This window comes from Streptomyces sp. NPDC047085, from assembly GCF_040643735.1.
Classification (GTDB): Bacteria; Actinomycetota; Actinomycetes; order Streptomycetales; family Streptomycetaceae; genus Streptomyces.
The window spans coordinates 19,224-43,395 of the sequence record NZ_JBEYUW010000022.1; the positions used below are offsets into that span (position 1 = coordinate 19,224).

The following is a 24,172-nucleotide window of genomic DNA, read 5'->3' on the forward strand; positions in this document are numbered from 1 at the left end:
TGGTACAGCTTCTTCACGGCCAGTCCGGCGAAGGCGAGGACGCCGACGCAGACCAGGACCAGCAGGGTTTCGAAGAAGATCTCCACGGGTGCTCCTTGAGCGAGGGTGGGCATACGACAGAGCCGGGCCCCAGCTTACGCGGCCGGGGCCCGGCCCTCCCTGCGAGGTGGGCCCTTGCGGCGAGGTCAGCCGAGCAGCTCGCTCTGCAGGACCACGGTCTGCTGGAACGGGACGGCCGCGGTGGTGCCCTTGCGGGACTGGACGACCACGGCGATGACGTCCCCGGCCCGGACGTAGGCCTGCCGGACGTGCTCGGCGCCGTACGGCTTCACCTCGTCGTAGGCCTGGCGCTGGACGTCCTCGATGTCGGCGGCGGTCGGGTACGCGTCGTCGAACTCGGTCTCGGCGGCGCCGCGCGCGGCGAACACGGGTGAGTCGTACCCGGTGAACTTCCCGTAGACGGTGTCGGCCACCGCTCCCGTGTCGAACTGCAGCAGGTAGATGCCGGTGTGGGTGCCGTCCTCGGTGGTCCAGCCGCGGGCCGCCACGTGCCGCAGCCCGTAGTCGACGAGCAGCTGGCCCGCGTCGTCCCGGTCGCTCCGCTCCTGGAACACCGCCAGAAAGTCCTTCGTGGCCAGCCAGCCGTCCGTGCCCCGCAGTCGCTTGTCGTCCGTCGCCCCCTCGGGCGCGGGCAGCAGCAGCGCGCGCAGGTCCGCGGAGTGGGACTCGGCCCAGTTCGCCTTGTCGAACGGGCCCGGGCTGCCGGACGGCAGCGGCGGCCTGGTGATCTCCGGGTACGCCCAGCGCCCGTCCGACTCGGTGGCGAGACCGGGCACGTCGGTGCGCTCCATGCGCGCGATCCCGTACGCCGTGCCCGCCCCGAGCGCGGCGAACGCCGTGACGACAGCGGTCCACCGGAGGACGGCGCGAAGGACCCGGCGGTCTTTCGCGGGAGCGCCGGGGGGCTGCTCGGCGAAGGGCTGGGGGACCGGCGGCTCGGCGGGAGGCTGGGGGACCGGCGGCTCGGCGGAAGGCTGGGGGACAGGCGCCTCGGCGGAAGGCTGGGAGGTGTCCGTCGCCGTCTGCGGTTCGTCGGTCATACGGCCTGTCCCGGGTCGTCGATGCGGTCGAGTTGTGCGGCGAAGAACTTGGTGACGTATGCCCCGTCGATCGGGTCCGGTGCGTCCGCCGTGGCGCTGACCAGCACGTCTCCGACGTAGGCGGTGCAGAACGCGCCGCCCAGGTCGCCGTCGTCGCCCTTGGGCGTCAGAAAGCACCGCGCGTCCTTGTGGCCCTTGATCTCCGGGCCCTTGCGGAAGACGTCCGTGCCGGCGAGGAACGAGTTGAAGGAGGTCGCCATCCGGCGCACGGCGGTGCGGTTCTCCAGGCGCTCCAACGTGACGCCGATCGTGATCATGTCCCTGTTGTTGTAGTCGGTCCGGCCGAAGACATAGCTCCGCATCGCGATGCCCCGGATGCGCTGCTTGTCGATCAGCTTCTCCAGCTCCCGGCGTGTGGGACCGTGCAGGTTCTTGAGCGACTCCTTGCGCAGGGCGGTGGCCTGCGCCCCGCTGAGCTCGGCGTCCGCGCCGAAGCCGGCGACGTCGGGCCCACGCTGCGAGTCGTCGGTTCCGAACGGCAGGAGCAGACCGCTCAGCCCCGGCCCGGACTTCGCGTCGTCCTTCGCGGACTTCTCGTCGTCCTCGGCGGCCGCCGGAAGCTTCCACGTGGGCCTGCCGGGGTCGCGGTCCGCGTCCTGGACGGTCAGGACGGTGTAGCCGACGCCGCCGACCAGCAGCGCACCGGCGAGCAGCAGAGGGCCGGCCACGGCGGCGATACGACCGGCACGGGCCGCGCGGACGCGCTTCCCGACGCCGGACTCGGCCACAGGCTCGGCCACGACGCCCTCGATGATCTCGGGGGTCTCGGGGGTCGCGGGGGTCTCGGGGGTCGCAGGGGTCTCGCTCACAGCCGTCCCACCTGCCGCTCGGCCAGGTCCATGATCTTCGCCTTGGGTATCGGCTTGCTGTCGTAGATCACGATCTCCATGCAGACATCGCCGCGCCAGGCATACGCCTCGGCCGTGTACAGCGGGAGGTAGCCCGCCTTCCGCTCGGGTTTGTCGTGCACGAACGCCGTCCCGTCCCCGGTGCCGGGGATGGGCCAGCTGCGGGAGTCGCCCTCGTGCTCGGCCCAGTAGGTGCCGCTCTCGGCCCACTCCGACGCCGCCGGCTTGCTCTCCTGCCGGAACTGCACGAGGTAGATCTCGACGTTCGCGTCGCCCACCCGCCACGAGGTGGCGGCCGCGCGGCGGAACTCGTCGTCGACGAGGTTGTCGAACGCGTTGCCCGGGTTCTCGTAACGGTCCGCGTACGCGGCGAGGTCCATCCAGCCGTCGGCGACCACGTACTCCGTGTCGCGGGCTCCCTTGGGCCGCGGAAGGAGCAGCTTGCGCAGGTCGCCGTCGGTCTTGACCCGGCGGTCCCGCGCGGCCGACAGCGGCTCGACCTCGCCCTTGGCCCGTTCGACGACGGGCTGCGAGAGCGGGGGCAGCTTGGTGGGCTCGCGCCCGGCCTGGATCAGGTAGCCGGTGCAGGCGCCCGCGACGACGCCGAGCAAGGCGGCCGTGGCGATCATCAGCGTCGTGCGGCCCCGCCGCCGGGGACGCGACGCCGAGTCCTTCGGCGACTCGGCCGTCTCCGCCGGCTCGGCGGTCGTTCCCGCCGCCTCGACCGGGCCGATCGCCCCTACCGCGCCGACTTCCTCTTCCGCTTCTTCCGCCCTTTCGGGTACTTCCAAGACGTCCCCCCACAAAGCGTGAAGCGCGCATTCCGTGTGCGCGCTTCACGAAGACTCCCGGGTAACACCCGTGGTTGTACGGGAGTTCGGTCACGACTTGATGTCGCCCCCTCGACCGCACCGACGAACGCCGACCGGCACCGCACGTGACCCGCACGCGCATTAGTCTTCCGGCATGGCGAAGAAGCTCGTGATCAAGGTGACGGCTGGGGCGGATGCTCCCGAGCGCTGCTCGCAGGCGTTCACGGTGGCGGCGGTGGCCGTGGCCAGTGGGGTCGAGGTGTCCCTGTGGCTGACCGGTGAGTCGTCCTGGTTCGCGCTGCCGGGCCGGGCCGCCGAGTTCGAGCTGCCGCACGCGGCCCCGCTGCCCGACCTGCTCGACTCGGTCCTCGCGGCCGGCCGCATCACCCTGTGCACGCAGTGCGCGGCCCGCCGCGAGATCACCGAGAAGGACGTCCTCGACGGCGTACGGATCGCCGGCGCCCAGGTCTTCGTCCAGGAGGCCCTGGCGGACGACACCCAGGCGCTCGTCTACTGAGGAGATCGCCCCTCACCGAGAAGATCGCCCCCTGCCCGGCCTATCTGGTCGGGGGCTTCTTCTTGCCGTCCAGTTCGTCCCACCACTCGTCGGACTGCGGGTCGCCGGAGGGGTCGTCCCACCAGCGGTCCTCGGGGCCCCGCCGGTTGGCGACCATCGCGGCCACGGGCGGGATGACCATGGCCACCACGCACATCGCGACCGCCGCCGGGATCGACCAGATGCGCACGACGGCCCAGGCCAGGACGAAGAGGAAGAGGCAGGTCCCCATCATGGCGAAGTAGATGTGACGCCGCCGTGCGTACATGAGTCCAGGGTAGTTCCGGGCAAGGCCGAAGGGCCGCACCCCAGGTGTCCAACCCGGGGGGTGCGGCCCTTCCGACGGTGCTGAGCTTGCTCAGACCGCGATCGCGACCTCCGCGAGGCCGCCCTGCTGGGCGACGACCGTGCGGTCGGCGGTGGCTCCGGGGACGAGGGCGCGGACGGTCCACGTGCCCTCGGCCGCGTAGAAGCGGAACTGTCCCGTGGCGGAGGTGGGGACCTCCGCGGTGAACTCGCCGGTCGAGTCCAGCAGACGGACGTAGCCGGTCACCGGCTCGCCGTCCCGGGTCACCTGACCCTGGATCGTGGTCTCACCGGGCTTGATCGTCGAGGCGTCGGGGCCGCCGGCCTTCGCTCCACACATGTCTTTCTCCAGAGGGGTCTGACCAGAAGGTCGGTCGGGTGGGATTACTTGTTGGCGCCGAGCTCGATCGGCACGCCGACGAGGGAGCCGTACTCGGTCCAGGAGCCGTCGTAGTTCTTGACGTTCTCCACGCCCAGCAGCTCGTGCAGGACGAACCAGGTCAGGGCCGAGCGCTCACCGATGCGGCAGTAGGCGATCGTGTCCTTGGCGAGGTCCACCTGCTCGTCGGCGTAGAGGGCCGTCAGCTCCTCGTCCGACTTGAAGGTGCCGTCGTCGTTGGCGTTCTTGGACCACGGGATGTTGCGGGCGCTCGGGACGTGGCCGGGGCGCTGCGACTGCTCCTGCGGGAGGTGGGCCGGGGCGAGCAGCTTGCCGGAGAACTCGTCGGGCGAGCGGACGTCGACCAGGTTCTGCGTGCCGATCGCGGCGACGACCTCGTCGCGGAAGGCGCGGATGGAGGTGTCCTGCGGCTTGGCCTTGTAGTCGGTCGCGGCGCGCTCGGGCACGTCGGAGCCGTCGACCAGCTCGCGGGCGTCCAGCTCCCACTTCTTGCGGCCGCCGTCGAGGAGCTTGACGTTCTCGTGGCCGTACAGCTTGAAGTACCAGTAGGCGTAGGAGGCGAACCAGTTGTTGTTGCCGCCGTAGAGGATCACCAGCGTGTCGTTGGCGATGCCCTTCTTCGACAGCAGCTTCTCGAAGCCGTCCTGGTCGACGAAGTCACGGCGGACCGGGTCCTGCAGGTCCTTGGTCCAGTCGATGCGGATCGCGTTCTTGATGTGGTTCTTCTCGTAGGCGGACGTGTCCTCGTCCACCTCGACGATCGCGATGTTCGGGTCGTCCAGGTGGGCCTCGACCCAGTCGGCGTCTACGAGGACGTCGCTGCGGCTCATGCTCTTCTTCCTCCGGGGCAGTTGCGGCGGGGCGTGAAAGTGCGTACGGGTACGGCTCCGGTTCGTCCGGAGGCGCACGGGTGCCCTTCCAGCAGGGCGGGGGTGAGATGCGGAAGTCGGGGACTTTCGCTCAGAAGGGGCGACAGAGCATGGCGGCAACGCGGCACAGGTCGACTGCCCGCCGCTTCGTGAGATCCGCCTGTCGCTTCATGCGGTCGATCGTAGGGACGTCCGGGCGGGCGTGTCACCGGCGTGTCGGATTCTGAGACACGATCGTCCGTATGGCGGGATAGAAAAAGCGCCCGGGGCCGGGTTCCGGGGCCTCCGGGCGCTCAGGCGGTCCTGGCATCTGCGGTGCGGACGAGGGCGTCTCGCTCCTTGGACGGCGGCCGTCTCGTCCCGCTCATTCCTACCCGGCCAGACCTACCCGGCCAGCTTGACGTCCGAACCCTTCACGCTGATCTCCACACCGTCCGGGGCGGCCTGCACCTTGTCGAGCTTGATACCGCCGGGCAGTTCGTCGATCTTCACCTGGGACACGTCCATCGCCTGGTTGCCGAACCTCGGCAGCCCATCGGCATGCACCTTCACCGTGTCGCCCTGAGCCGTGACCGAGCCGAGCACCGGGAGCGGCACACCAGCGACCACGACCGTGGCCCTGACCTTGCCGTTGCCACCGTAGGAGAGGCCGGTCACCTTGCCGGTGGCGCCGAGGGGCAGTACGACCGGCTCGTTCTTGACCGCGTTCAGCAGCTGGTCGTAGGCGATCGTCGCCGTGCCGGTTGCGGAGTCGGCGGTGGCGGAGCTGTAGTCGCCGGAGAAGTCCACGCCCTTCATGTCGGCCTTGAGGTCGTCGATGCGGATCGTCCTGCCCCCGGTGCCGGTGGCGGCCTCGTAGTTCTTGATGCCGACCTCCACGTCGTCCAGGGAGCCGCCGGCGATCTGGGTGAGGAAGGGGAAGCCCTTGATGTTCACGTCGGGCGTCGAGGCGAGGTTCTCCGTCGCCTTGAGCTTGTCGGCGGCCTCGCCCTCGGCGAAGTACACGGCGACCCGGTCGGCGATCACGAAGAGCCCGCCCAGGATCACGACGAGGATCAGGATTATTCGCAGGGCGCGCATGTGGTGTCTTCCCCCGGGTCGACGATGTCGGTCAGTCTCGCCACGGTAACCCTGCGGCCCTTGGGCGAGGGGGAATTGTGGATCAGCTGTGACAGGCCCTAGCCCAGGGCGCGTCCGAGCACCCACACCACCGGCGCCGCCGCCGACAGGGGAAGGGCCACGCCGGCCGTGAAGTGGACGAACTTCGAGGGGTAGTCGTAGCTCGCGACCCGGTGTCCGATGAGCGCGCAGACGCCGGCCGCCGCGCCCAGGGCGGAGCCGCCCGCGCCGAGACCCGTCATGCCGCCCACCGCGATGCCCGCGCCCGCCGCGGCGAGCAGGGAGACCACGACGGAGGCCGGGGTCGGCAGCGGAAGCGCGCGCGCCAGGACGGCCACCGCGACCGCAGCAGCCCCCACCGAGACCGCGTCCGGGTCGGCGCCCAGGTATCCCGTCGCCACGACCGCGAGCGCCGAGGAGGCGACCGTCGCCATCAGGCCGTACATCCGCTCGTCCGGCGAGGCGTGCGAGCGCAGCTGGAGCACCAGGGCCAGCAGGACCCAGATGCCGAGCGGGCCGAGGATCGCGGCGGGCGCGTGCTCGCGGCCCGCGACCAGCACCGCCACGTCCGCGGTGAGGCCGCCCGCGAAGGCCAGCGCGATGCCCTGCCGGGCGGGCCACATGCCGTTCAGCCGGAACCAGCCCGCCGCCGTCACGGCCTGCAGCAGCACCAGCGGCACCACCACCAGCGCGTACGAGGCGATCTGTGCCGTGCCCGCGAGCAGCAGACCGAGCAGCGCGGTGAGCAGCGCCGGCTGCATGCCGGGCTCGATGATCGGCGACCGCCCCTCCAGCCGCGCCCGCTGGGCGTCGGTGATCCGGGCGTTGCCGGCGACGGTGGCGGGACCGTAGGCAGGCCCCTCGTCGCCGCCGGACGCGGATTCCGGCGCGGTCGAAGACGCCGGCGTCGGCTCCGGGTGCGGTTGCGCCTGGGGCAGCGGCTGTGACTGCGGCTGCGGCATCTGCTGCGGCTGCGGCTGCGGCATCTGCTGCTCGTGCGTCGGCGCCCCGTACGCGTGCTGCGCGTGCTGCGCCTGCTGTCCGTACTGCGCCTGCTGCGCCTGCCCGCCGTACTCCGCGGCCGGCTGCTGCTGGTACGCCTCCTGCGGCGGCATGTACGCCGGGTCCGCGGGCGCCTGCACCGACGCGTGCGTCTGCGTCTCCCAGGTCTGGCCCTGCCACTGCTGGGTGTGCTGCTGGTCGTACCCCTCGTACCCCTGGTGCTGCGGCCGGCCGGGCCACGCTTCGGGTGCCTGGGGGGCCTGCTGCTGGTACGGGTCGGGGCCCTCGTAGGAGCCGCCCTCGTACGGGCCGCCCTGATACGGCTGGTCGCTCATCGCCTCATCCTCCTGCGAACGGCGGGAGCACCTCGACCGTGCCGCCCTCGGCCAGCCGTACCGTCTCATGCGCGCGGGTTCCGACGGGGTCACCGTCGATGAGGAACGAGCATCGCTGCAGTACGCGCGTCAGCTCACCGGGGTGTCGGTCGCGCACGGCGGCGAGCGCGTCGGCGAGCGTGGCCGCGTCGTACGGCTCCTCGGCGACGCCGGCCGCGGCCTTGGCAGCGGCCCAGTAGCGGACCGTGACCTTGGGCATCTGGTTCCTCAATCGACGGCGGGAGAAGGACGGGACAAGAGCGGGACAAGAGAACGGCAAAGCCGGATGGTGCCAGGCTAGCCCGCCTGCGTGACCGCCCAGGTCCCGATGCGGTCCAGCAGGGCCTCGTCCGCCGCGTGCTCGGCGTGGCCCATGCCGGGCTCCAGCCAGAGTTCGCCGTGCTCGCCGGCCGCGTCGGCGAGCATCCGGGGGTGGTCGAGGGGGAAGTAGGCGTCGCTGTCGCCGTGGACGACGAGGAGGGGGGTCGGCGCGATGCGCGGGACGGCCTCGACCGGGGAGAGCGGGACCGGGTTCCACTCGCGGTGGTGGATCCGGGTGCGGAAGCCGTAGCGGCCGACCAGGCGGCCCTCGGGGCGGGTGACCAGCCAGTGCAGGCGGCGCATGGGGGCGGTGCCCCGGTAGTACCAGCGGGCGGGGGCGCTGACCGAGACGACGGCGTCGGCCGTGCCGGGGTGCAGGGCCGCATGCCGCAGCACGACCGAGCCGCCCATGGAGAAGCCGACGGTCACCACGCGCGCGTGCCCGAGGCGGCGCGCCCAGTCCACCGCGGCCGCGAGGTCCAGGACCTCCTTGTCGCCGACCGTCGAGCGCCCGCCGGAGGCACCGTGCCCGCGGAAGGAGAAGGTGATGACCGCACCGTAACGGGCCAGCGCGCCCGACACCCTTCGAACATGTGGCCGGTCCACGTCCCCGGTGAAGCCGTGGGCGATCACGAACACCAGGTCGCGGGAGGGTGGAGACAGGGTGTCCGCAGGGGTGTCGGGCGGCGTTTCGTATACGACGGCATCCGGGTTGTATACGGAATCGACCGGAATTCCGTCGGCCGTGTACAGAAACGTCCTGATAGGAGCCCGTCCGCCCGTCTCGCGATTCGGACGAACGGTGGAACGTGCCGCTTGACCTGCCGGACGGTTGCTCATGTGGGCTATTCTGCTGGGCAGAGGACTCGGGCAACGCAGCCCCCGGGTCCTTTTGTGCTTTCGGGAGCGTCGTATACAAGGCGGGGAACCGCAGGTGTACGAGGTCCCCGGAAACGCAGAGCAGTTCCGCACCGCCCATGTGCTCGCAGGGACCGAGGAGGAACCAGACATATGAGTTCTCTGCTGCTCCTGACCAATGCCCTCCAGCCGTCGGCGGAGGTGCTCCCCGCTCTCGGTCTTCTGCTGCACAACGTGCGGGTGGCCCCGGCCGAGGGGCCCGCGCTCGTCGACACCCCGGGCGCCGACGTCATCCTCGTCGACGGCCGCCGTGACCTGCCGCAGGTGCGCAGCCTGTGCCAGCTGCTGCGCTCCACCGGTCCGGGCTGTCCCCTCGTGCTCGTCGTCACCGAGGGCGGTCTGGCCGCCGTCACCGCCGACTGGGGCATCGACGACGTCCTGCTCGACACGGCCGGCCCGGCGGAGGTCGAGGCCCGGCTCCGGCTCGCCATGGGACGCCAGCAGATCGTCAACGACGACTCCCCCATGGAGATCCGCAACGGCGACCTCTCCGTGGACGAGGCCACCTACTCCGCCAAGCTCAAGGGCCGGGTCCTGGACCTGACCTTCAAGGAGTTCGAGCTGCTCAAGTACCTCGCCCAGCACCCCGGCCGGGTCTTCACCCGCGCCCAGCTGCTGCAGGAGGTGTGGGGCTACGACTACTTCGGCGGCACCCGGACGGTGGACGTGCACGTACGACGGCTGCGCGCCAAGCTCGGCCCGGAGCACGAGTCGCTGATCGGCACCGTCCGCAACGTCGGTTATCGATTCGTTACGCCCGAGAAGGGCGACCGGTCCGGGGACGAGGCGAGGGCCAAGGCGGACCGGGCAAAGGCGGAGGATGCGGGCACATCCGCCGTCCTGGACGCCGCCGAGATCCGCGCGGACGCGTAGCGGAGGCGGGCCCGCCGGCCCGCCGAAGCATTGCTTCCGCACATCCACGCCTTGATACGCCCTGCCCACAGCCGGTCCATCCGCGTAGACTCCGCGCGTGGCCAAGGTGACTCGGGATGACGTGGCACGGCTGGCTGGGACCTCCACCGCCGTCGTCAGTTATGTCATCAACAACGGACCCCGGCCGGTCGCCCCGGCCACGCGCGAGCGTGTCCTCGCGGCGATCAAGGAACTGGGGTACCGGCCCGACCGGGTCGCCCAGGCGATGGCCTCGCGCCGCACCGACCTCATAGGCCTGATCATCCCGGACGCCCGCCAGCCCTTCTTCGGGGAGATGGCGCACGCGGTCGAACAGGCCGCCTCCGAGCGCGGGAAAATGGTCCTCGTCGGCAACACCGATTACATCGGCGAACGCGAGGTCCACTATCTGCGCGCGTTCCTCGGCATGCGGGTCTCCGGTCTCATCCTCGTCTCACACGCGCTGAACGACCTCGCCGCCGCCGAGATCGAGGCCTGGGACGCCCGGGTGGTGCTGCTGCACGAGCGCCCGGAGGCCATCGACGACGTCGCCGTCGTCACGGACGACCTCGGCGGCGCCCAGCTCGCCGTACGCCACCTGCTGGAGCACGGGTACGAGTACGTGGCCTGTATGGGCGGTACGGCACAGACGCCGGCCGTCGGCGACCCGGTCTCCGACCACGTCGAGGGCTGGAAGCGGGCCATGGCCGAGGCGGGCCTGTCCACCGAGGGCCGCCTGTTCGAGGCGCCGTACAACCGCTACGACGCCTACCGGGTCGCCCTGGACGTGCTGTCCGGCCCGAACCGGCCGCCGGCGGTCTTCTGCTCCACCGACGACCAGGCGATCGGCCTGCTGCGGGCGGCCCGGGAGCTGCGCATCGACGTGCCGGGCGAGCTGGCGGTGGCCGGGTTCGACGACATCAAGGAGGCGGCGCTCGCCGACCCGCCGCTGACCACGGTCGCCTCGGACCGCTCGGCGATGGCCCGAGCGGCGGTCGACCTGGTCCTGGACGACGGGCTGCGGGTGGTGGGCTCGCGGCGCGAGCGCCTGAAGACGTTCCCGTCCCGGCTGGTGGTCCGCACGAGCTGCGGCTGCGAGAGCTGAGCCGCCGAGCCGCTCGGCGGCTCTGTGCAGGGGCCCCTCGGCGCCTTTATATCGGGCAAACAAGGTTCTGCCGGGCTTCTCAGGCAGCACTCAGGAAGCTCTCATGGTGGCGGGGGAGGCTCCAGTCATGACCGAGAGCATCCGCCGCGACGGCGACTACGAGCACGCGAACCCCGAGGGTCCCTACGCTCAGCAGGCCGGCCACTTCGCTCCCGCGAGCATGCACCCCGAGTGGCCGCCCCCGCCGTCGTACCAGCCGGTGACGGCCCCGGAACCCGCGCCGAAGCAGCGGCGCACCCGGGGTCCGATCACACTGCTCGCCGCGGTCGCGATCGTCGCGGCGGCGATCGGTGGCGGCACCGCCTTCGCCTTCGAGGAGCTGACCGGCAAGAGCACGGTCGCCTCCGCCGGCACCGGCGCCACCCCCGTGGTGCCGGCCGGCAAGAAGGGCGACGTGGCCGCGATCGCCGCCGCGGTGAGCCCGAGCGTGGTCGAGGTCAACGCGACCCTCGGCAACGGCTCCTCCACCGGCTCCGGCGTGATCATCACGAGTGACGGCGAGATCGTCACCAACAACCACGTCGTCTCCGGCGCCACCTCCGTGAGGGTGCGCACCAGCGACGGCACGAGCTACCGCGCCGAGGTCGTCGGCACCGACAGCTCCAAGGACCTCGCACTGATCAAGCTGCGGGGCGCCTCGGGCCTGAAGGCCGCCTCGCTCGGCAACTCCTCCGGGGTCCAGGTCGGCGACTCGGTCGTCGCGATCGGCTCCCCCGAGGGCCTGACCGGCACCGTCACCAGCGGCATCGTCTCGGCGCTGGGCCGCGACGTGACCGTCTCCACGGACGAGGACCAGCAGCAGGGCCAGGGCGGCGACGGACAGTGGCCGTTCCAGTTCGGCGGCCGTGAGTTCAACGGCGACACGGGCTCGTCCACGACGACGTACAAGGCCATCCAGACCGACGCCTCGCTCAACCCCGGCAACTCCGGGGGCGCGCTGATCGACGCGAGCGGCCGGGTGATCGGCATCAACTCCGCGATGTACTCGTCGGGTTCGGGCGGGTCCTCGTCCTCGGACGCGGGCAGCGTCGGACTCGGCTTCGCGATCCCGGTCAACACCGTCAAGTCCGACCTCGCCAAGCTGCGAGCGGGCTCCACGAGCTAGCGGAGAACCCGCCGGCCAGGGGGGACCACCGACCCACAGCGACCCACAGGGAGAACCCCATGATCGAGAAGGTTGTGCACCAGGACTCCACCCTCCGTCCGACCGGCATCACCCTGGCCCTGGACGTGGCGTACGAACTGCCCGCGCCCAAGGCGTACCGCCGCGCCCCCGAGCCGGCCTCCCCCGCTCCCCAGCTGATGGGCCTGCGCCGCTACGACGCCCGGCCGCACCGCCGCAAGGTGCCGCTGACCCGTCTGACCACGCTGACCCGGCTGACCGCGCTCGGGGTCTGACCCCGGCGTTCGCGCCCGGCGGCCCCGAAACATGCGACGCTGAGAGTCAGCCGACCACGCCCCATCCCACCCCGAGGAACCGCGAGCCATGAGCCCCGCCGAGGTCGACCGTGACCCGCTGCGCATCCTGATCGTCGACGACGAGCCGGCCGTCCGCGAGGCGCTCCAGCGCAGCCTCGCCTTCGAGGGATACGACACGCAGGTCGCGGTCGACGGCGCGGACGCCCTGGACAAGGCCGCGGACTACCGGCCCGACCTGGTCGTCCTGGACATCCAGATGCCCCGCATGGACGGCCTGACGGCGGCCCGCCGCATCCGCGGCGCGGGCGACACCACGCCGATCCTGATGCTGACGGCCCGCGACACGGTCGGCGACCGGGTGACGGGGCTGGACGCCGGCGCTGACGACTACCTGGTCAAGCCGTTCGAGCTGGACGAGCTGTTCGCCCGCATCCGGGCGCTGCTGCGCCGCAGCTCGTACGCGGCCGCCGTGTCGGCCGAGGCCCAGGAGGACGAGGCGCTGACCTTCGGCGACCTGCGCATGGACCTCGCCACCCGCGAGGTCACCCGGGGCGGCCGGCCGGTGGAACTGACCCGCACGGAGTTCACGCTCCTGGAGATGTTCATGGCCCACCCCCGCCAGGTCCTCACCCGCGAGCAGATCCTCAAGGCCGTGTGGGGCTTCGACTTCGAGCCGTCGTCCAACTCGCTCGACGTCTACGTCATGTACCTGCGCCGCAAGACCGAGGCCGGCGGCGAGCCCCGCCTCGTGCACACGGTCCGCGGCGTGGGGTACGTGCTGCGACAAGGTGGCGCGGAGTGAACCAACTGACACGCCGGGTCCGGGCCCTGCCGATCCGGGCGCGGCTCGCGATGCTGGTCGCGGCGGCGGTGGCGTTCGGCGTGGCCGCCGTCTCGGTCATCTGCTGGTTCATCGTGCAGGGCAAGCTGTACGACGAGGTCGACGACCGGCTGGCGGGCATGGGCCGGCAGCTGGACAGCGACGAGGTCACCACGCTGCTGGTCGCCTGCCCGCGGGCCCCGAGCCCGCAGCCCGACCGCCCCGCGTTCCTGTACGTCCAGGTCGTCACGGTCGGCGGCAAGACGTGTGTGGCGCCCTGGTCCCAGGGCGTCGTCAAGGTGACGCAGTCGGACCGGGCGCGGGCGCAGAACCCCACGCTGCGCACCCGCACCTTCCGCAACGGCACCGACACCCAGGGCCATGACGTCCGGGTGGCGACCATGTCGGTCCCGGTGGGCGGGGGACTCACGGTCGAGCCCTATCCCGAGGTCGCCATCATGGTGTCCCTGTCCCTGGAGGACACCGAGCGGACCCTGAACGACCTGGCCCTCGTCCTCCTCCTCGTCTCCGGCATCGGGGTCGTGGGAGCGGGCGCCGCCGGTCTCGCCGTGGCCCGTGCGGGGCTGCGCCCCGTGGACAAGCTCACCGAGGCGGTGGAGCACGTCGCCCGCACCGAGGATCTGACCGTCCGCATCCCCGTGGAGGACGACAGCGAGGACGAGGTGGCCCGGCTCTCCCGCTCCTTCAACTCCATGACCACCGCCCTGGCCAGCTCCCGCGATCTCCAGCAGCAGCTGATCGCGGACGCCGGCCACGAGCTGCGCACCCCGCTCACCTCCCTGCGCACCAACATCGAGCTCCTCACCCGCAGCGAGGACACCGGGCGCCCGCTGCCGCCGGAGGACCGCAGGGCGCTGCTCGCCTCGGTGAAGGCGCAGATGACGGAGCTGGCGGCGCTCATCGGCGACCTTCAGGAGCTGTCCCGTTCGGAGGGGCAGCGCGGGGAACGGGTCCAGGTCGTGCCTTTCCAGGACACCGTGGAGGACGCCCTGCGCCGCGTCCGGCTGCGCGGCCCGGAGCTGACGATCACGGCGGACCTGAAGCCCTGGTACGTCCGGGCGGAGCCGTCCGCCCTGGAGCGGGCCCTCGTCAACGTCTTGGACAACGCGGTGAAGTTCAGCCCCGAGGGCGGCACGATCGACGTGCGCCTCGCCGACGGCGTGCTGACCGTGCGCGACCACGGTCCCGGCATCCCCGCCGAGGAACTCCCGCACGTCTTCGACCGCTTCTGGCGCTCCCCCAGCGCCCGCGCCCTGCCCGGCTCGGGCCTCGGCCTGTCCATCGTGGCCCGTACGGTCCAGCAGGCGGGCGGCGAGGTGGCCCTGGCCCCCGCGGAGGGCGGCGGCACGGTGGCGACGGTCCGGCTGCCGGGCGCGCCCACTCCGCCGCCGGACATGGGATCGGGATACGGGATCGCTGGATAGGCGAAACGCCCCTGAGCGTACTCAGGGGCGTTCCGGAGCTGCTGTGCGCTCCTCGAAGGACTTGGAGCCGGGGTCCTTACTTCACGATCGTGATCCGGTTCGCCGCCGGAGGCGCGATCGGCGCGGTCGGAGACGAGTTCGCCGTCAGGTACTTCTCCAGCGCGGCCAGGTCGTCGGAGCCCACCAGGTCGTTCGTGCCCTGCGCGAGGGTCGGGAAGCCGTCGCCGCCGCCCGCCAGGAAGCTGTTGGTGGCGACACGGTAGGTGGCGGCGGGGTCGATCGGGGCCCCGCCCAGACGGATGGAGTCGGTGACGACACGGTCAGCGCCGGACTTCGTCATGTCCAGGGTGTAGGTGAGGCCCGCCGAGGGCTGGAGGATCTTCGGGGCCGCCGCGTTGGCCCCGCTCACCTGCTCCTTGAGCACCTGGATCAGCTGGGCGCCCGTGAAGTCCTGGAGGTTCACGGTGTTGGCGAAGGGCTGGACCGTGAAGCCCTCGGCGTAGGTGACGACCCCGTCGCCCTCCGCGCCCTTGGCCGCGTACGTCAGACCGGACCGCACACCGCCCGGGTTCATCAGCGCGAGGCTGGTCTTCGGGTCCAGCTCACGGCCGTGGGCGAGCTGCGCGTCGGCGATCAGGTCGCCCATCGGGGACTCGGTGCCGGTGTTGTCGATGTCGGCGGAGATGTAGCCGATGGCGCGGTTGCCGATCGGGGCCGCCAGGGTGTTCCAGCGGGAGATCAGCTCGGTCATGTCAGCGGCCTTGGGCACGTCCCGGGTGACCACGTGGTTCGCGGACTTCACGGCCGTACGGGCGATGTCGCCGGTGTAGCGGTCGTAGGTCAGCGTGGTGTCCGTGTACAGGCGGCCGAAGGAGGCCGCCGAGGTGACCATGCGGGGCCGGCCGGACGGGTCCGGGATGTCGCAGACGTACGCGGTGTGGGTGTGCCCGGTGACCAGGGCGTCCACGGCCGGCGTGACGTTCTTCGCGATGTCGACGATCGGGCCGGAGATGCCGCTGCCCGCGCCCGCGGCGTCGCAGTTGTAGTTGTAGGCGCCGGAGGCCGGGAAGCCGCCCTCGTGGATGAGCGCCACGATCGACTGGACGCCCTGGTGCTGGAGCACCTTGGCGTACTTGTTGATCGTCTCGACCTCGTCCTTGAAGGTGAGGCCCTTGACGCCGTCGGCGGAGACGATGTTCGGCGTGCCCTCCAGGGTGACGCCGATGAAGCCGATCTTGACGTCCTTCTTCTTCCAGACCCAGTACGGCTTGAGGATCGGCCTGCCGGTCTTCTCGTCCAGGACGTTCGCCGCCAGGTACGGGAAGTTCGCGCCCTGGAACTCCTCGTCGCCGTAGCAGCCGGCGGTGGGGTGGCAGCCGCCGTTCTGCAGGCGGGCCAGTTCCCGGGCGCCCTCGTCGAACTCGTGGTTGCCGACCGAGGTGACGTCCAGCTTCAGGTTGTTGAGCGCCTCGATGGTGGGCTCGTCGTGGAAGAGCCCGGACAGCAGCGGGGAGGCGCCGACCATGTCGCCGCCGGCCGCGGTGATGGAGTACGGGTGGCCCTCGCGGGCCTTGCGCAGATGGGTGGCGAGGTATTCGACGCCGCCCACGCCGTCGATCGTCTTCGTGGTGCCGTCCGGCTGCAGTTCGGTGACCCGGCCGGAGGAGCCGGACGGCGGTTCGAGGTTGCCGTGCAGGTCGTTGAAGGACAGCAGCTGGACGTCCTGGTAGCGGCTCGGCGGCCGGTGCGCGTCCTGGCCGGCGTGGGCCTGCGCGGGCAGCGCGGCGGCCAGGGCGGCGGCGGTGGCGAGCGCGGCGGTCGCCCCGAGGATGGCATGGGTACGACGTCTGGTGCGCCGGGGCGCGGCTGGCATGGAACCCCCCACTGGGTCAAGGGTGACGAGTGACCGTTCCGCCGCAGCCTAGAGTCAACGCGCGTAGCGCGACAGGAGGTTCATGGTTACATCCTGGTTTCCCTTTGCCCATGTCTTGACCCGCTGGGATGTCCGCACTTCGCCCGGGCCGCCCCGTACCCTCGTACGCATGAGCAGCGACGACGACACCCTGCGGCCGTTCCCCTCCCGCTCCATCGAGACCTACGCCGAACTCGCCCCGGACCGCGCCGAGGCCGTGCTCGAGCTGCTCGCCGAGGCGGCCCGGGTCGACGGACAGCAGCCGGTGTCCGAACAGGGACGGCTGCAGCTGCGCGGGGGAGCCCGCGCCGGCGTCTCCCATCTGCTGCTGCGCGTCGGGGACGAACTCGTCGGCTATGCCCAGCTGGAGGACACCGATCCGGTGGAGGCGCCGGCCGCCGAACTGGTCGTCCACCCCTCGCACCGCGGGCACGGGCACGGGCGGGCGCTGGGCTCGGCGCTGCTCGCCGCCTCGGGCAAGCGGCTGCGGGTGTGGGCGCACGGCGGACACCCCGCGGCCCGCCATCTCGCCCAGGTGCTGGGGCTGACCCTGTTCCGCGAACTGCGGCAGATGCGGCGATCGTTGACCGACCTGGAGCTGCCCGAGCCGGTGCTGCCGGAGGGCGTGACGGTGCGTACCTTCGTGCCCGGCAAGGACGACGCGGCCTGGCTCGCCGTCAACGCGGCCGCCTTCGCCCACCATCCCGAACAGGGCACGCTGACCCAGCGCGACCTGGACGACCGCAAGGCCGAGCCGTGGTTCGACCCGGCCGGGTTCTTCCTCGCCGAGCGCGGCGGCGAGCTGGCCGGCTTCCACTGGACCAAGGTGCACGCCGAGGAGGGGCTCGGCGAGGTGTACGTGCTCGGGATCCGGCCCGGCGAGCAGGGCGGCGGCCTCGGCAAGGCCCTGACCACGATCGGCCTGCGCCACCTGGCCGCCCAGGCCCTGCCGACGGCGATGCTCTACGTCGACGCGGACAACAAGGCGGCGGTGTCGGTGTACGAGCGGCTCGGATTCACCGTCCACGAGACGGACCTCATGTACCGCACCGAGACCTGACGCATACCCGCACATTTTCGCGTAATGGGCGGCGCACTCTGCGTATACCGCCCCTTACGCCGCCGGACGGCACGTGAACGGCTTCTTTTGTGCGTTCCGGCGCCTCCGGGGAGGAAATTCTTCGGCGAAAGACCCCCGGGAGCCTCCCTGCGCTATCCCGCACGTCATGTCTCCGTAACCATCGATTCAGCCAGGCTTGCGACGCTCGGCCAATGAAGCCCGCCGTGCCAGAGCCTTCACCGCCCCCCGAGGGGCCCGCGGGGAACGGGGCCCTGACGCTCCCGCCCGCACGTTCCGACGCGCCCGTCACGCCCTCGGCGCGGAAGAATGGGTTCATGAGTCAGCAAGAAGCCCAGGCACCGGTCCAGCACGTCCAGCCCCCCGTGGGCTCCATAGCCGCCCACCGCCCGCGCACGGTGCCCACGGGCGCGGCTTCCGACCTGGCGCCCGACATCGACGCGGACCTCGACGAGTACGAGGAGTCGCAGGTCGAGGGCGCCGCGCTGCCGCAGGGACGCTTCCTCGACCGGGAGCGCAGCTGGCTCGCGTTCAACGAGCGCGTCCTGGAGCTGGCCGAGGACCCGAACACGCCCCTGCTGGAGCGCGCGAACTTCCTGGCGATCTTCGCCAGCAACCTGGACGAGTTCTTCATGGTCCGGGTGGCCGGTCTGAAGCGACGTATCGCGACGGGCGTCGCAACCCGTTCGGCCTCCGGCCTCCAGCCCCGCGAGGTGCTGGAGATGATCTGGGCCCGCTCCCGCGAGCTCATGGCCCGGCACGCCGCCTGCTTCCACGAGGACGTCGCCCCCGCCCTCGCGGACGAGGGCATCCACATGGTCCGCTGGAGCGAGCTGACCGAGAAGGAGCAGGCGCGCCTCTTCACGCTCTTCCGGCACCAGATCTTCCCGGTCCTCACCCCGCTGGCCGTGGACCCCGCGCACCCGTTCCCGTACATCTCCGGCCTGTCCCTGAACCTGGCCGTCGTCGTACGCAACCCGGTCAGCGGCCACAAGCACTTCGCCCGGGTGAAGGTGCCCCCGCTGCTGTCCCGCTTCCTGGAGGCCGCGCCCGGCCGGTACGTCCCGCTGGAGGACGTCATCGCCGCGCACCTGGAGGAGCTGTTCCCGGGCATGGAGGTGCTGGAGCACCACGCCTTCCGGCTCACCCGCAACGAGGACCTGGAGGTCGAGGAGGACGACGCCGAGAACCTCCTCCAGGCCCTGGAGAAGGAACTCATGCGGCGCCGCTTCGGCCCGCCGGTGCGCCTGGAGGTCGAGGAGTCCATCGACCGCGAGGTGCTGGACCTGCTCGTGCGCGAACTGAAGATCTCCGAGGCCGAGGTCTACCCGCTGCCGGGCCCCCTGGACCTCACCGGTCTCTTCCGCATCCACAGCCTCGACCGTCCCGAGCTGAAGTACCCCAAGTTCGTCGCCGGCACCAACCGCGACCTCGCCGAGGTCGAGTCCGCCTCGGCGCCGGACATCTTCGCGGCCCTGCGCGCCCGGGACGTCCTGCTGCACCACCCCTACGACAGCTTCTCCACCTCCGTGCAGGCCTTCCTGGAGCAGGCGGCGGCCGACCCGGACGTCCTCGCGATCAAGCAGACCCTGTACCGGACCTCGGAGACCTCGCCGATAGTCGACGCGCTCATCGACGCCGCCGAGTCCGGCAAGCAGGTCCTCGTCCTGGTCGAGATCAAGGCCCGCTTCGACGAGCACGCCAACATCAAGTGGGCGCGCAAGCTGGAGGAGGCCGGCTGTCACGTCGTGTACGGCCTGGTCGGCCTGAAGACCCACTGCAAGCTGTCCCTGGTGGTCCGCCAGGAGGGCGACACCCTGCGCCGCTACAGCCACGTCGGCACGGGCAACTACCACCCGAAGACGGCCCGCCTGTACGAGGACCTCGGCCTGCTGACGGCCGACCCGCAGGTCGGCGCGGACCTGTCCGACCTGTTCAACAGGCTCTCCGGCTACTCCCGCCGCGAGACCTACCGCCGGCTGCTGGTGGCCCCCAAGTCCCTTCGCGACGGCCTGGTCTCGCGGATCGACAAGGAGGTCCAGCACCACCGCGCGGGCCGTCCGGCGTTCGTCCGCATCAAGGTCAACTCGATGGTCGACGAGGCGGTCGTCGACGCCCTCTACCGGGCCTCCCAGGCGGGCGTGCCCGTCGACATCTGGGTGCGCGGCATCTGCGCCATCCGGCCGGGCGTCGCGGGCCTGTCCGAGAACATCCGGGTCCGCTCGATCCTCGGCCGCTTCCTCGAACACTCCCGCGTGTTCGCCTTCGGCAACGGCGGCGAGCCCGAGGTGTGGATCGGCAGCGCCGACATGATGCACCGCAACCTCGACCGCCGGATAGAGGCCCTGGTCCGGGTCACCGACCCCGGCCACCGGGCGGCCCTGAACCGGCTGCTCGACACCGGAATGTCCGACACCACCGCCTCCTGGCACCTCGGTCCCGACGGCGAATGGACGCGACACGCGACCGACGGGGACGGACAACCCCTGCGCAACGTCCAGGAGATGCTCATAGACGCCCGGAGGCGCCGGCGTGGCACAGCAACACCTTGAACCGACGGACCCCACGGCCGGAGCCGTGACCGGGGACGCCCTGGCGGTGTACCTGCGCGCCCAGGCCACGGAGTTCCTCCGCGCCCTGCGCCTGCACCGGGAGAACGGGAACGCGGGTGGGGGTGCCCCCGCGCGGGCCTATGCGAGCGCGGGGGAGAGCGGCGCGGAGGAGTCCGTCGACGCGGCCCGCGCCCTGCGCCGCTCGGCCCGCCGGATCAGTGCCAGCCTGCACACGTTCCGGGCCCTGCTGGACCCCGACTGGTCCGACGAGATGCGCCCCGAACTGGCCTGGGTGTCGGGCACGTTGGGCCTCGAGCACGCCTACGAGGCCCGCCTGGAGCGGCTGTTGCTGGCGCTGCACCGGCTGTCGGGCTCCACGACGGCCCTGCCCGCGCAGCCGGTGGCCGCCGGCGCGGCGAAGGTGGCGGCGGGCGCCCCGAACTCCGGTGGCCCGGGCGGTCCGACGCCCACCGTGGAGCGCGGCAACCTGACCGTCGGCGCGGCGAAGGCGGGCGCGCTGCTGGAGCGTCAGCTCACCCTCGCCCGGACGCGGGCCCACTCCACGGCCCTCCAGGCGCTCGGCTCCTCCCGCTTCCACGCGGTCGCCGACAAGGTCGCCGTGCTCGCCAGCGAGGTTCCGCTCACCCCCGCCGCCACCACCACCGGCCTGCGCCCCCTGGCGGCCGCGGCCGAGGAGCGCCTCACCGACGCCGTCGCCGCGCTCCCCCTGGTCACCGCGGGCCACCCCTACAACGCGGAGGCCCTGGTCCACGGCCTGTCCCCGGACCCGTCCCCGCACCCTCAGGACGGCCCCTGGCACCAGGTCCGGCTGCTGCTGCGCCTGCACCGGTACGCCCAGGAGGTGCTGCACGAGGGCGACCTGCCCGTCGACATGCGCCTGCTGACCGCCGGCCAGGCCCTGAACCGGCACCGGGACGCCTCGGAGGCGGCGGCCGCGGCGGCCCAGGCGGCCCGCACACCCCGCATCGCGCCCGCGACGGCGTACGCCCTCGGCGTGCTCCACGCCGACCAGCGGCACGAGGTGGAGGCGGCCCGGTTCGCCTTCCAGCAGGCATGGCAGATGCGGACGGTCAGCGCACCCTGAACCCTCGCGAGGAGGCGGTGTGAACGACAGCACGGTCCAGGCGGCGGGCTGCGTCCTGTGGCGCCGCTCGCCGGTGGACGGCGGCCTGGAGGTCTGCCTCGTCCACCGGCCGAAGTACGACGACTGGTCCCACCCCAAGGGCAAGCTCAAGCGGGGCGAGGACCCGCTCGCCGGTGCCCTGCGCGAGGTCGCGGAGGAGACCGGGTACGCGGCGGAGCCGGGCGCCGTGCTGCCGACCCTGCGGTACCTGGCCAACGGCCGTCCCAAGCAGGTGCGTTACTGGGCGGCCGAGGCCCTGTCCGGCCACTTCACCCCGAACACTGAGGTGGACCGCATCCTGTGGCTCCCCCTCACCGCGGCCCGCAGCCGCCTCACCCAGCCCCGGGACCGGAACCTGGTGGACGCGCTCACCCGGAGCTTCGAGCACCGCTGAGAAGGCCTCCAGGGGCCGTCACAGGGCCGCCGCGTGCCCGGCCGCGTCCGCTCTGGCCTGGCTGCGGGCCCGGCGGGCCGGACCGCGCCAGCCGCAGCTGCACCAGGCGACGCAGAAGCGTCCCTGATCGGTCGTCGACGTGAGGTGCTCCGCTGTCTGCCGGACCCGCTCCGGCCCGTCCTGCTGCGCCACACCGACAACGTTAGCCGAGCCCTCTGTTAAAGCGCTTGTATGGCCTTTCCCCGCCCGCCCGGCCACCCCCCGGCGACGCGTGACGGCAACGCGTGACGGCACTCCCTACCCGTCGTTAAGCGGAACGACGGGGGCCCGACGGACGGACCGGCTGGGGGTAAGGCAGGCCATGGATCGGCGGCAGCACACGCGCGCGGGCAGGACGGTCGTCGCGGTGGGGATCATGGGGCTCACGGTCGGGCTCGGGGTGGGCACCACGGGGTGTACCGGCAGCGGAGCCGCCGCGGAGGGCGTGAACGGCGCGGGCGCCGACCCGGTGGCCGCACTGCGAGGGGCCGCCGACACCCTGCGCGGCGCGGGCAGCTCCAAGGCCACCACGTCGATGGAGATGGCCACCGGCGGCACCCGGGTCACCATCCGCGGCAGGGGCGTCTACGACTACCGGCACCGGCTCGGCCGGCTGACCGTCATGCTCCCGGAGGACCCGGCGGGCGCCTCCGAGCACCGGCCCATCACCGAGCTCCTCGCCCCCGGCGCCCTGTTCATGAAGAACCGGGGCGCCGGGGTGCCCGCCGACAAGTGGGTGCGGGTGGAGACCGCGAGCGTGACCGACGGCAACCTCGTCACCGGCGGCGCGACGGACCCGTACGCCGCCGCCGAGGTGCTGCGCGGGACGCGCGAGGCGACGTACGTGGGCCGCACGGAGGTCGGCGGGACCGCGGTGCGGCACTACCGGGGGACGGCCGACCTGTCCCGGGCAGCGCGCAGCGCCTCGGCGGACAACCGGGCGCCCCTGGCGGCGGCGGCGAAAGGGTTCGCCTCGGCCGAGGTGCCGTTCGACGCCTACCTGGACGACCAGGGCCGGATCCGCAAGCTCAGGCAGCACTTCAGCTTCGTCAACGGCCGCCGGTCCACCGCCGTGGCAGTCGCCTCGACCACGCTGCTGTACGACTTCGGCGCCCCCGTCGACGTACGGCTGCCGAGCCCGAAGGACATCTACGCGGGCCGGATCGCCGAGGATGCCGACTAGTCCGGGACGCCACCCCCGAACTAGCCCGTCCGTGCCATGCGCAGTGTGTAGAGCGCTGCCTACTCTAGGAAGCCGGTGGCGGCAGAGGTGACGGCAGAGACGAGGTGACGGGCGTGGCTCCGGTCGGCGGTACCGCGGTACAGGACCACGTGGCCCTCGCCGAGATCGAGCTGTGCGGAGAGCTGATCATCGCCGCCTCGGCCGCCGAGGAGCGGCTCAGCCTGGAGAGCATCGACGAGGTGCTGCGGGTCGCCGAGGAGCGGGAGTCCGCCGAGGTCTGAGCCGCCGGGTGCGTACTCCGGTGCGCGGGGCTCAGCTGCGCAGCAGCCGGCCGATCGCCTTCGTCGCCTCGTCCACCTTCGCGTCGATCTCGTCGCCGCCCTTGAGGGCCGCGTCCGCCACGCAGTGCCGCAGGTGCTCCTCCAGCAGCTGCAGGGCGAAGGACTGCAGGGCCTTGGTGGAGGCCGAGACCTGGGTGAGTATGTCGATGCAGTACGTGTCCTCGTCGACCATCCGCTGCAGACCGCGGATCTGCCCCTCGATCCGGCGCAGCCGCTTGAGGTGCTCGTCCTTCTGCTTGTGGTAGCCGTGGGTGGCGCCGGCCTCTGTCGTCGTCATCGCTGGCCTCCATCGTGGGACAAGCTTGGGATATATACCCCTGGTGGGTATATGGTACCGAATTTTGCTGGGTATGGGGCCCTTGGCCCGACCCCGTGCTGATCACTGTGCCTCATGGGCGACACTGGATGACGGCCGATAGCCGTGGCCGGATGTTGCGCCTAGCATCAGCCTGACCGAAACCGAAGCACCCCGAGGACCCCACGTGCGCTTTCGTCTGACCCCCAGGGAGACGAGCTTCTACGACATGTTCGCCGCATCCGCGGACAACATCGTCACGGGCTCGAAACTCCTGATGGAACTGCTCGGGGCGGACTCCTCCGCCCGAGCCGAGATCGCGGAGCGTATGCGGGCAGCCGAACACGCGGGTGACGACGCCACGCACGCGATCTTCCACCAGCTGAACTCCTCGTTCATCACGCCGTTCGACCGCGAGGACATCTACTCCCTCGCCGGTTCCCTGGACGACATCATGGACTTCATGGAGGAGGCCGTCGACCTCGTCGTCCTCTACAACATCGAGGAACTGCCCAAGGGCGTCGAGCAGCAGATCGAGGTGCTGGCCCGGGCGGCCGAGCTGACGGCGGAGGCGATGCCGAACCTCCGCACCATGGACAACCTCACCGAGTACTGGATCGAGGTCAACCGGCTGGAGAACCAGGCGGACCAGATCCACCGCAAGCTGCTGGCCCACCTCTTCAACGGCAAGTACGACGCGATCGAGGTGCTCAAGCTCAAGCAGATCGTGGACGTCCTGGAAGAGGCGGCGGACGCGTTCGAGCACGTGGCGAACACGGTGGAGACCATCGCCGTCAAGGAGTCCTGAG

Annotated in this window: 28 protein-coding genes; 14 read left to right on the forward strand and 14 right to left on the reverse strand. The window is 71.5% G+C overall.

Annotated features, from left to right (window positions below; genetic code table 11):
• Window positions 1-185: 185 nt before the first annotated feature.
• From ABZ865_RS40675 to ABZ865_RS40685, 3 genes are read right to left on the reverse strand one after another with little or no spacing between them, the layout of a single operon-like run.
• Complete coding sequence (locus ABZ865_RS40675; RefSeq protein WP_361242170.1) at window positions 186-1,100, reverse strand: hypothetical protein; 915 nt, start codon at window positions 1,098-1,100, stop codon at window positions 186-188.
• Window positions 1,097-1,969 carry a hypothetical protein gene (locus tag ABZ865_RS40680; RefSeq protein WP_361242173.1) on the reverse strand — a complete coding sequence of 291 codons (873 nt, stop codon included), beginning with the start codon at window positions 1,967-1,969 and terminating at the stop codon, window positions 1,097-1,099. Before ABZ865_RS40680 ends, ABZ865_RS40675 begins: the two co-directional genes overlap by 4 nt.
• The gene (locus ABZ865_RS40685; RefSeq protein WP_361242176.1) at window positions 1,966-2,799 is read right to left on the reverse strand and encodes a hypothetical protein; all 834 of its coding nucleotides are present in this window, start codon (window positions 2,797-2,799) and stop codon (window positions 1,966-1,968) included. The genes ABZ865_RS40680 and ABZ865_RS40685 overlap by 4 nt, the downstream gene beginning before the upstream one ends.
• A gap of 175 nt (window positions 2,800-2,974) precedes the next feature.
• On the opposite strand from ABZ865_RS40685, the gene ABZ865_RS40690 reads away from it, so the two are divergent.
• Window positions 2,975-3,337 (forward strand): DsrE family protein, encoded by a 363-nt coding sequence (locus tag ABZ865_RS40690; protein ID WP_361242178.1) that lies wholly within the window; start codon window positions 2,975-2,977, stop codon window positions 3,335-3,337.
• A gap of 40 nt (window positions 3,338-3,377) precedes the next feature.
• On the opposite strand, the gene ABZ865_RS40695 is transcribed toward ABZ865_RS40690, so the two are convergent.
• The 8 genes from ABZ865_RS40695 to ABZ865_RS40730 all read right to left on the reverse strand — a co-directional run bounded on the left by ABZ865_RS40695 (window position 3,378) and on the right by ABZ865_RS40730 (window position 8,607).
• Entirely contained in the window at window positions 3,378-3,644 is a 267-nt protein-coding gene (locus tag ABZ865_RS40695; protein WP_361242180.1) for a DUF3099 domain-containing protein, read from the reverse strand.
• A 90-nt stretch (window positions 3,645-3,734) separates the two neighbouring features.
• Complete coding sequence (locus tag ABZ865_RS40700; RefSeq protein ID WP_010351646.1) at window positions 3,735-4,022, reverse strand: DUF1416 domain-containing protein; 288 nt, start codon at window positions 4,020-4,022, stop codon at window positions 3,735-3,737.
• Window positions 4,023-4,066: 44 nt separating this feature from the next.
• On the reverse strand, window positions 4,067-4,912 hold the full coding sequence (locus ABZ865_RS40705; RefSeq protein WP_361242182.1) for a sulfurtransferase: 846 nt from the start codon (window positions 4,910-4,912) through the stop codon (window positions 4,067-4,069).
• 130 nt (window positions 4,913-5,042) lie between these two features.
• On the reverse strand, window positions 5,043-5,123 hold the full coding sequence (locus tag ABZ865_RS40710) for an Ms5788A family Cys-rich leader peptide (RefSeq protein WP_350751515.1): 81 nt from the start codon (window positions 5,121-5,123) through the stop codon (window positions 5,043-5,045).
• 212 nt (window positions 5,124-5,335) lie between these two features.
• Window positions 5,336-6,031, reverse strand: coding sequence for a DUF2993 domain-containing protein (locus ABZ865_RS40715; protein ID WP_361242185.1), 696 nt, complete (start codon window positions 6,029-6,031; stop codon window positions 5,336-5,338).
• Between the two features lie 98 nt (window positions 6,032-6,129).
• Complete coding sequence (locus ABZ865_RS40720; RefSeq protein WP_361242188.1) at window positions 6,130-7,407, reverse strand: hypothetical protein; 1,278 nt, start codon at window positions 7,405-7,407, stop codon at window positions 6,130-6,132.
• Between the two features lie 4 nt (window positions 7,408-7,411).
• Window positions 7,412-7,666 carry a MoaD/ThiS family protein gene (locus ABZ865_RS40725; protein ID WP_361242190.1) on the reverse strand — a complete coding sequence of 85 codons (255 nt, stop codon included), beginning with the start codon at window positions 7,664-7,666 and terminating at the stop codon, window positions 7,412-7,414.
• A gap of 77 nt (window positions 7,667-7,743) precedes the next feature.
• Complete coding sequence (locus ABZ865_RS40730) at window positions 7,744-8,607, reverse strand: alpha/beta fold hydrolase (RefSeq protein WP_361242193.1); 864 nt, start codon at window positions 8,605-8,607, stop codon at window positions 7,744-7,746.
• 171 nt (window positions 8,608-8,778) lie between these two features.
• On the opposite strand from ABZ865_RS40730, the gene ABZ865_RS40735 reads away from it, so the two are divergent.
• From ABZ865_RS40735 to ABZ865_RS40760, 6 genes are all read left to right on the forward strand, one after another.
• Complete coding sequence (locus ABZ865_RS40735; protein ID WP_361242196.1) at window positions 8,779-9,558, forward strand: response regulator transcription factor; 780 nt, start codon at window positions 8,779-8,781, stop codon at window positions 9,556-9,558.
• Window positions 9,559-9,655: 97 nt separating this feature from the next.
• Window positions 9,656-10,681, forward strand: a complete 1,026-nt coding sequence (locus ABZ865_RS40740; RefSeq protein WP_361242198.1) for a LacI family DNA-binding transcriptional regulator — start codon at window positions 9,656-9,658, stop codon at window positions 10,679-10,681.
• A 127-nt stretch (window positions 10,682-10,808) separates the two neighbouring features.
• Window positions 10,809-11,846: a trypsin-like peptidase domain-containing protein gene (locus tag ABZ865_RS40745; RefSeq protein WP_361242201.1), complete on the forward strand. Its 1,038-nt coding sequence runs from the start codon at window positions 10,809-10,811 to the stop codon at window positions 11,844-11,846.
• A 59-nt stretch (window positions 11,847-11,905) separates the two neighbouring features.
• Entirely contained in the window at window positions 11,906-12,139 is a 234-nt protein-coding gene (locus ABZ865_RS40750) for a hypothetical protein (protein ID WP_361242204.1), read from the forward strand.
• Window positions 12,140-12,227: 88 nt separating this feature from the next.
• Window positions 12,228-12,962 (forward strand): response regulator transcription factor, encoded by a 735-nt coding sequence (locus ABZ865_RS40755; RefSeq protein ID WP_361242207.1) that lies wholly within the window; start codon window positions 12,228-12,230, stop codon window positions 12,960-12,962.
• A complete protein-coding gene (locus ABZ865_RS40760) occupies window positions 12,959-14,425 on the forward strand; it encodes a HAMP domain-containing sensor histidine kinase (protein ID WP_361242210.1) in 1,467 nt (488 codons plus the stop codon). Before ABZ865_RS40755 ends, ABZ865_RS40760 begins: the two co-directional genes overlap by 4 nt.
• 76 nt (window positions 14,426-14,501) lie before the next feature.
• Here the strand turns inward: ABZ865_RS40760 and ABZ865_RS40765 are convergent, their stop codons facing one another.
• Entirely contained in the window at window positions 14,502-16,298 is a 1,797-nt protein-coding gene (locus tag ABZ865_RS40765) for a bifunctional metallophosphatase/5'-nucleotidase (RefSeq protein ID WP_361242213.1), read from the reverse strand.
• A 169-nt stretch (window positions 16,299-16,467) separates the two neighbouring features.
• Here ABZ865_RS40765 and mshD point away from each other — a divergent pair, with 169 nt between their 5' ends.
• The 4 genes from mshD to ABZ865_RS40785 all read left to right on the forward strand — a co-directional run bounded on the left by mshD (window position 16,468) and on the right by ABZ865_RS40785 (window position 21,505).
• Complete coding sequence (mshD, locus tag ABZ865_RS40770; RefSeq protein WP_361242216.1) at window positions 16,468-17,397, forward strand: mycothiol synthase; 930 nt, start codon at window positions 16,468-16,470, stop codon at window positions 17,395-17,397.
• 335 nt (window positions 17,398-17,732) lie between these two features.
• Window positions 17,733-19,967, forward strand: coding sequence for an RNA degradosome polyphosphate kinase (locus ABZ865_RS40775; protein ID WP_361242219.1), 2,235 nt, complete (start codon window positions 17,733-17,735; stop codon window positions 19,965-19,967).
• Complete coding sequence (locus ABZ865_RS40780; protein ID WP_361242222.1) at window positions 19,948-21,072, forward strand: CHAD domain-containing protein; 1,125 nt, start codon at window positions 19,948-19,950, stop codon at window positions 21,070-21,072. Before ABZ865_RS40775 ends, ABZ865_RS40780 begins: the two co-directional genes overlap by 20 nt.
• Window positions 21,073-21,091: 19 nt before the next feature.
• Window positions 21,092-21,505, forward strand: coding sequence for an NUDIX hydrolase (locus tag ABZ865_RS40785; protein WP_361242225.1), 414 nt, complete (start codon window positions 21,092-21,094; stop codon window positions 21,503-21,505).
• An 18-nt stretch (window positions 21,506-21,523) separates the two neighbouring features.
• Here the strand turns inward: ABZ865_RS40785 and ABZ865_RS40790 are convergent, their stop codons facing one another.
• A complete protein-coding gene (locus ABZ865_RS40790) occupies window positions 21,524-21,697 on the reverse strand; it encodes a hypothetical protein (protein WP_361242228.1) in 174 nt (57 codons plus the stop codon).
• Window positions 21,698-21,866: 169 nt separating this feature from the next.
• On the opposite strand from ABZ865_RS40790, the gene ABZ865_RS40795 reads away from it, so the two are divergent.
• Window positions 21,867-22,727 carry a hypothetical protein gene (locus ABZ865_RS40795; RefSeq protein WP_361242231.1) on the forward strand — a complete coding sequence of 287 codons (861 nt, stop codon included), beginning with the start codon at window positions 21,867-21,869 and terminating at the stop codon, window positions 22,725-22,727.
• A gap of 113 nt (window positions 22,728-22,840) precedes the next feature.
• Entirely contained in the window at window positions 22,841-23,008 is a 168-nt protein-coding gene (locus ABZ865_RS40800) for a hypothetical protein (RefSeq protein WP_167747945.1), read from the forward strand.
• Between the two features lie 31 nt (window positions 23,009-23,039).
• On the opposite strand, the gene ABZ865_RS40805 is transcribed toward ABZ865_RS40800, so the two are convergent.
• Window positions 23,040-23,345, reverse strand: coding sequence for a metal-sensitive transcriptional regulator (locus ABZ865_RS40805; protein WP_055708076.1), 306 nt, complete (start codon window positions 23,343-23,345; stop codon window positions 23,040-23,042).
• Between the two features lie 205 nt (window positions 23,346-23,550).
• On the opposite strand from ABZ865_RS40805, the gene ABZ865_RS40810 reads away from it, so the two are divergent.
• Window positions 23,551-24,171, forward strand: coding sequence for a DUF47 family protein (locus tag ABZ865_RS40810; RefSeq protein WP_356861269.1), 621 nt, complete (start codon window positions 23,551-23,553; stop codon window positions 24,169-24,171).
• Window position 24,172: the final 1 nt, after the last annotated feature.

Bases quoted from the DNA above. Each gene is read 5' to 3' on its own strand.
- ABZ865_RS40765 (WP_361242213.1), bottom strand. From the start codon at position 16,298: ATGCCAGCCGCGCCCCGGCGCACCAGACGTCGTACCCATGCCATCCTC.
- ABZ865_RS40720 (WP_361242188.1), bottom strand. From the start codon at position 7,407: ATGAGCGACCAGCCGTATCAGGGCGGCCCGTACGAGGGCGGCTCCTAC.
- ABZ865_RS40750 (WP_361242204.1), top strand. From the start codon at position 11,906: ATGATCGAGAAGGTTGTGCACCAGGACTCCACCCTCCGTCCGACCGGC.
- ABZ865_RS40805 (WP_055708076.1), bottom strand. From the start codon at position 23,345: ATGACGACGACAGAGGCCGGCGCCACCCACGGCTACCACAAGCAGAAG.
- ABZ865_RS40690 (WP_361242178.1), top strand. From the start codon at position 2,975: ATGGCGAAGAAGCTCGTGATCAAGGTGACGGCTGGGGCGGATGCTCCC.
- ABZ865_RS40695 (WP_361242180.1), bottom strand. From the start codon at position 3,644: ATGTACGCACGGCGGCGTCACATCTACTTCGCCATGATGGGGACCTGC.
- ABZ865_RS40775 (WP_361242219.1), top strand. From the start codon at position 17,733: ATGAGTCAGCAAGAAGCCCAGGCACCGGTCCAGCACGTCCAGCCCCCC.
- ABZ865_RS40745 (WP_361242201.1), top strand. From the start codon at position 10,809: ATGACCGAGAGCATCCGCCGCGACGGCGACTACGAGCACGCGAACCCC.
- ABZ865_RS40725 (WP_361242190.1), bottom strand. From the start codon at position 7,666: ATGCCCAAGGTCACGGTCCGCTACTGGGCCGCTGCCAAGGCCGCGGCC.
- ABZ865_RS40795 (WP_361242231.1), top strand. From the start codon at position 21,867: ATGGATCGGCGGCAGCACACGCGCGCGGGCAGGACGGTCGTCGCGGTG.
- ABZ865_RS40715 (WP_361242185.1), bottom strand. From the start codon at position 6,031: ATGCGCGCCCTGCGAATAATCCTGATCCTCGTCGTGATCCTGGGCGGG.
- ABZ865_RS40735 (WP_361242196.1), top strand. From the start codon at position 8,779: ATGAGTTCTCTGCTGCTCCTGACCAATGCCCTCCAGCCGTCGGCGGAG.
- ABZ865_RS40700 (WP_010351646.1), bottom strand. From the start codon at position 4,022: ATGTGTGGAGCGAAGGCCGGCGGCCCCGACGCCTCGACGATCAAGCCC.
- mshD (WP_361242216.1), top strand. From the start codon at position 16,468: ATGAGCAGCGACGACGACACCCTGCGGCCGTTCCCCTCCCGCTCCATC.
- ABZ865_RS40730 (WP_361242193.1), bottom strand. From the start codon at position 8,607: ATGAGCAACCGTCCGGCAGGTCAAGCGGCACGTTCCACCGTTCGTCCG.
- ABZ865_RS40675 (WP_361242170.1), bottom strand. From the start codon at position 1,100: ATGACCGACGAACCGCAGACGGCGACGGACACCTCCCAGCCTTCCGCC.
- ABZ865_RS40755 (WP_361242207.1), top strand. From the start codon at position 12,228: ATGAGCCCCGCCGAGGTCGACCGTGACCCGCTGCGCATCCTGATCGTC.
- ABZ865_RS40705 (WP_361242182.1), bottom strand. From the start codon at position 4,912: ATGAGCCGCAGCGACGTCCTCGTAGACGCCGACTGGGTCGAGGCCCAC.
- ABZ865_RS40710 (WP_350751515.1), bottom strand. From the start codon at position 5,123: ATGAAGCGACAGGCGGATCTCACGAAGCGGCGGGCAGTCGACCTGTGC.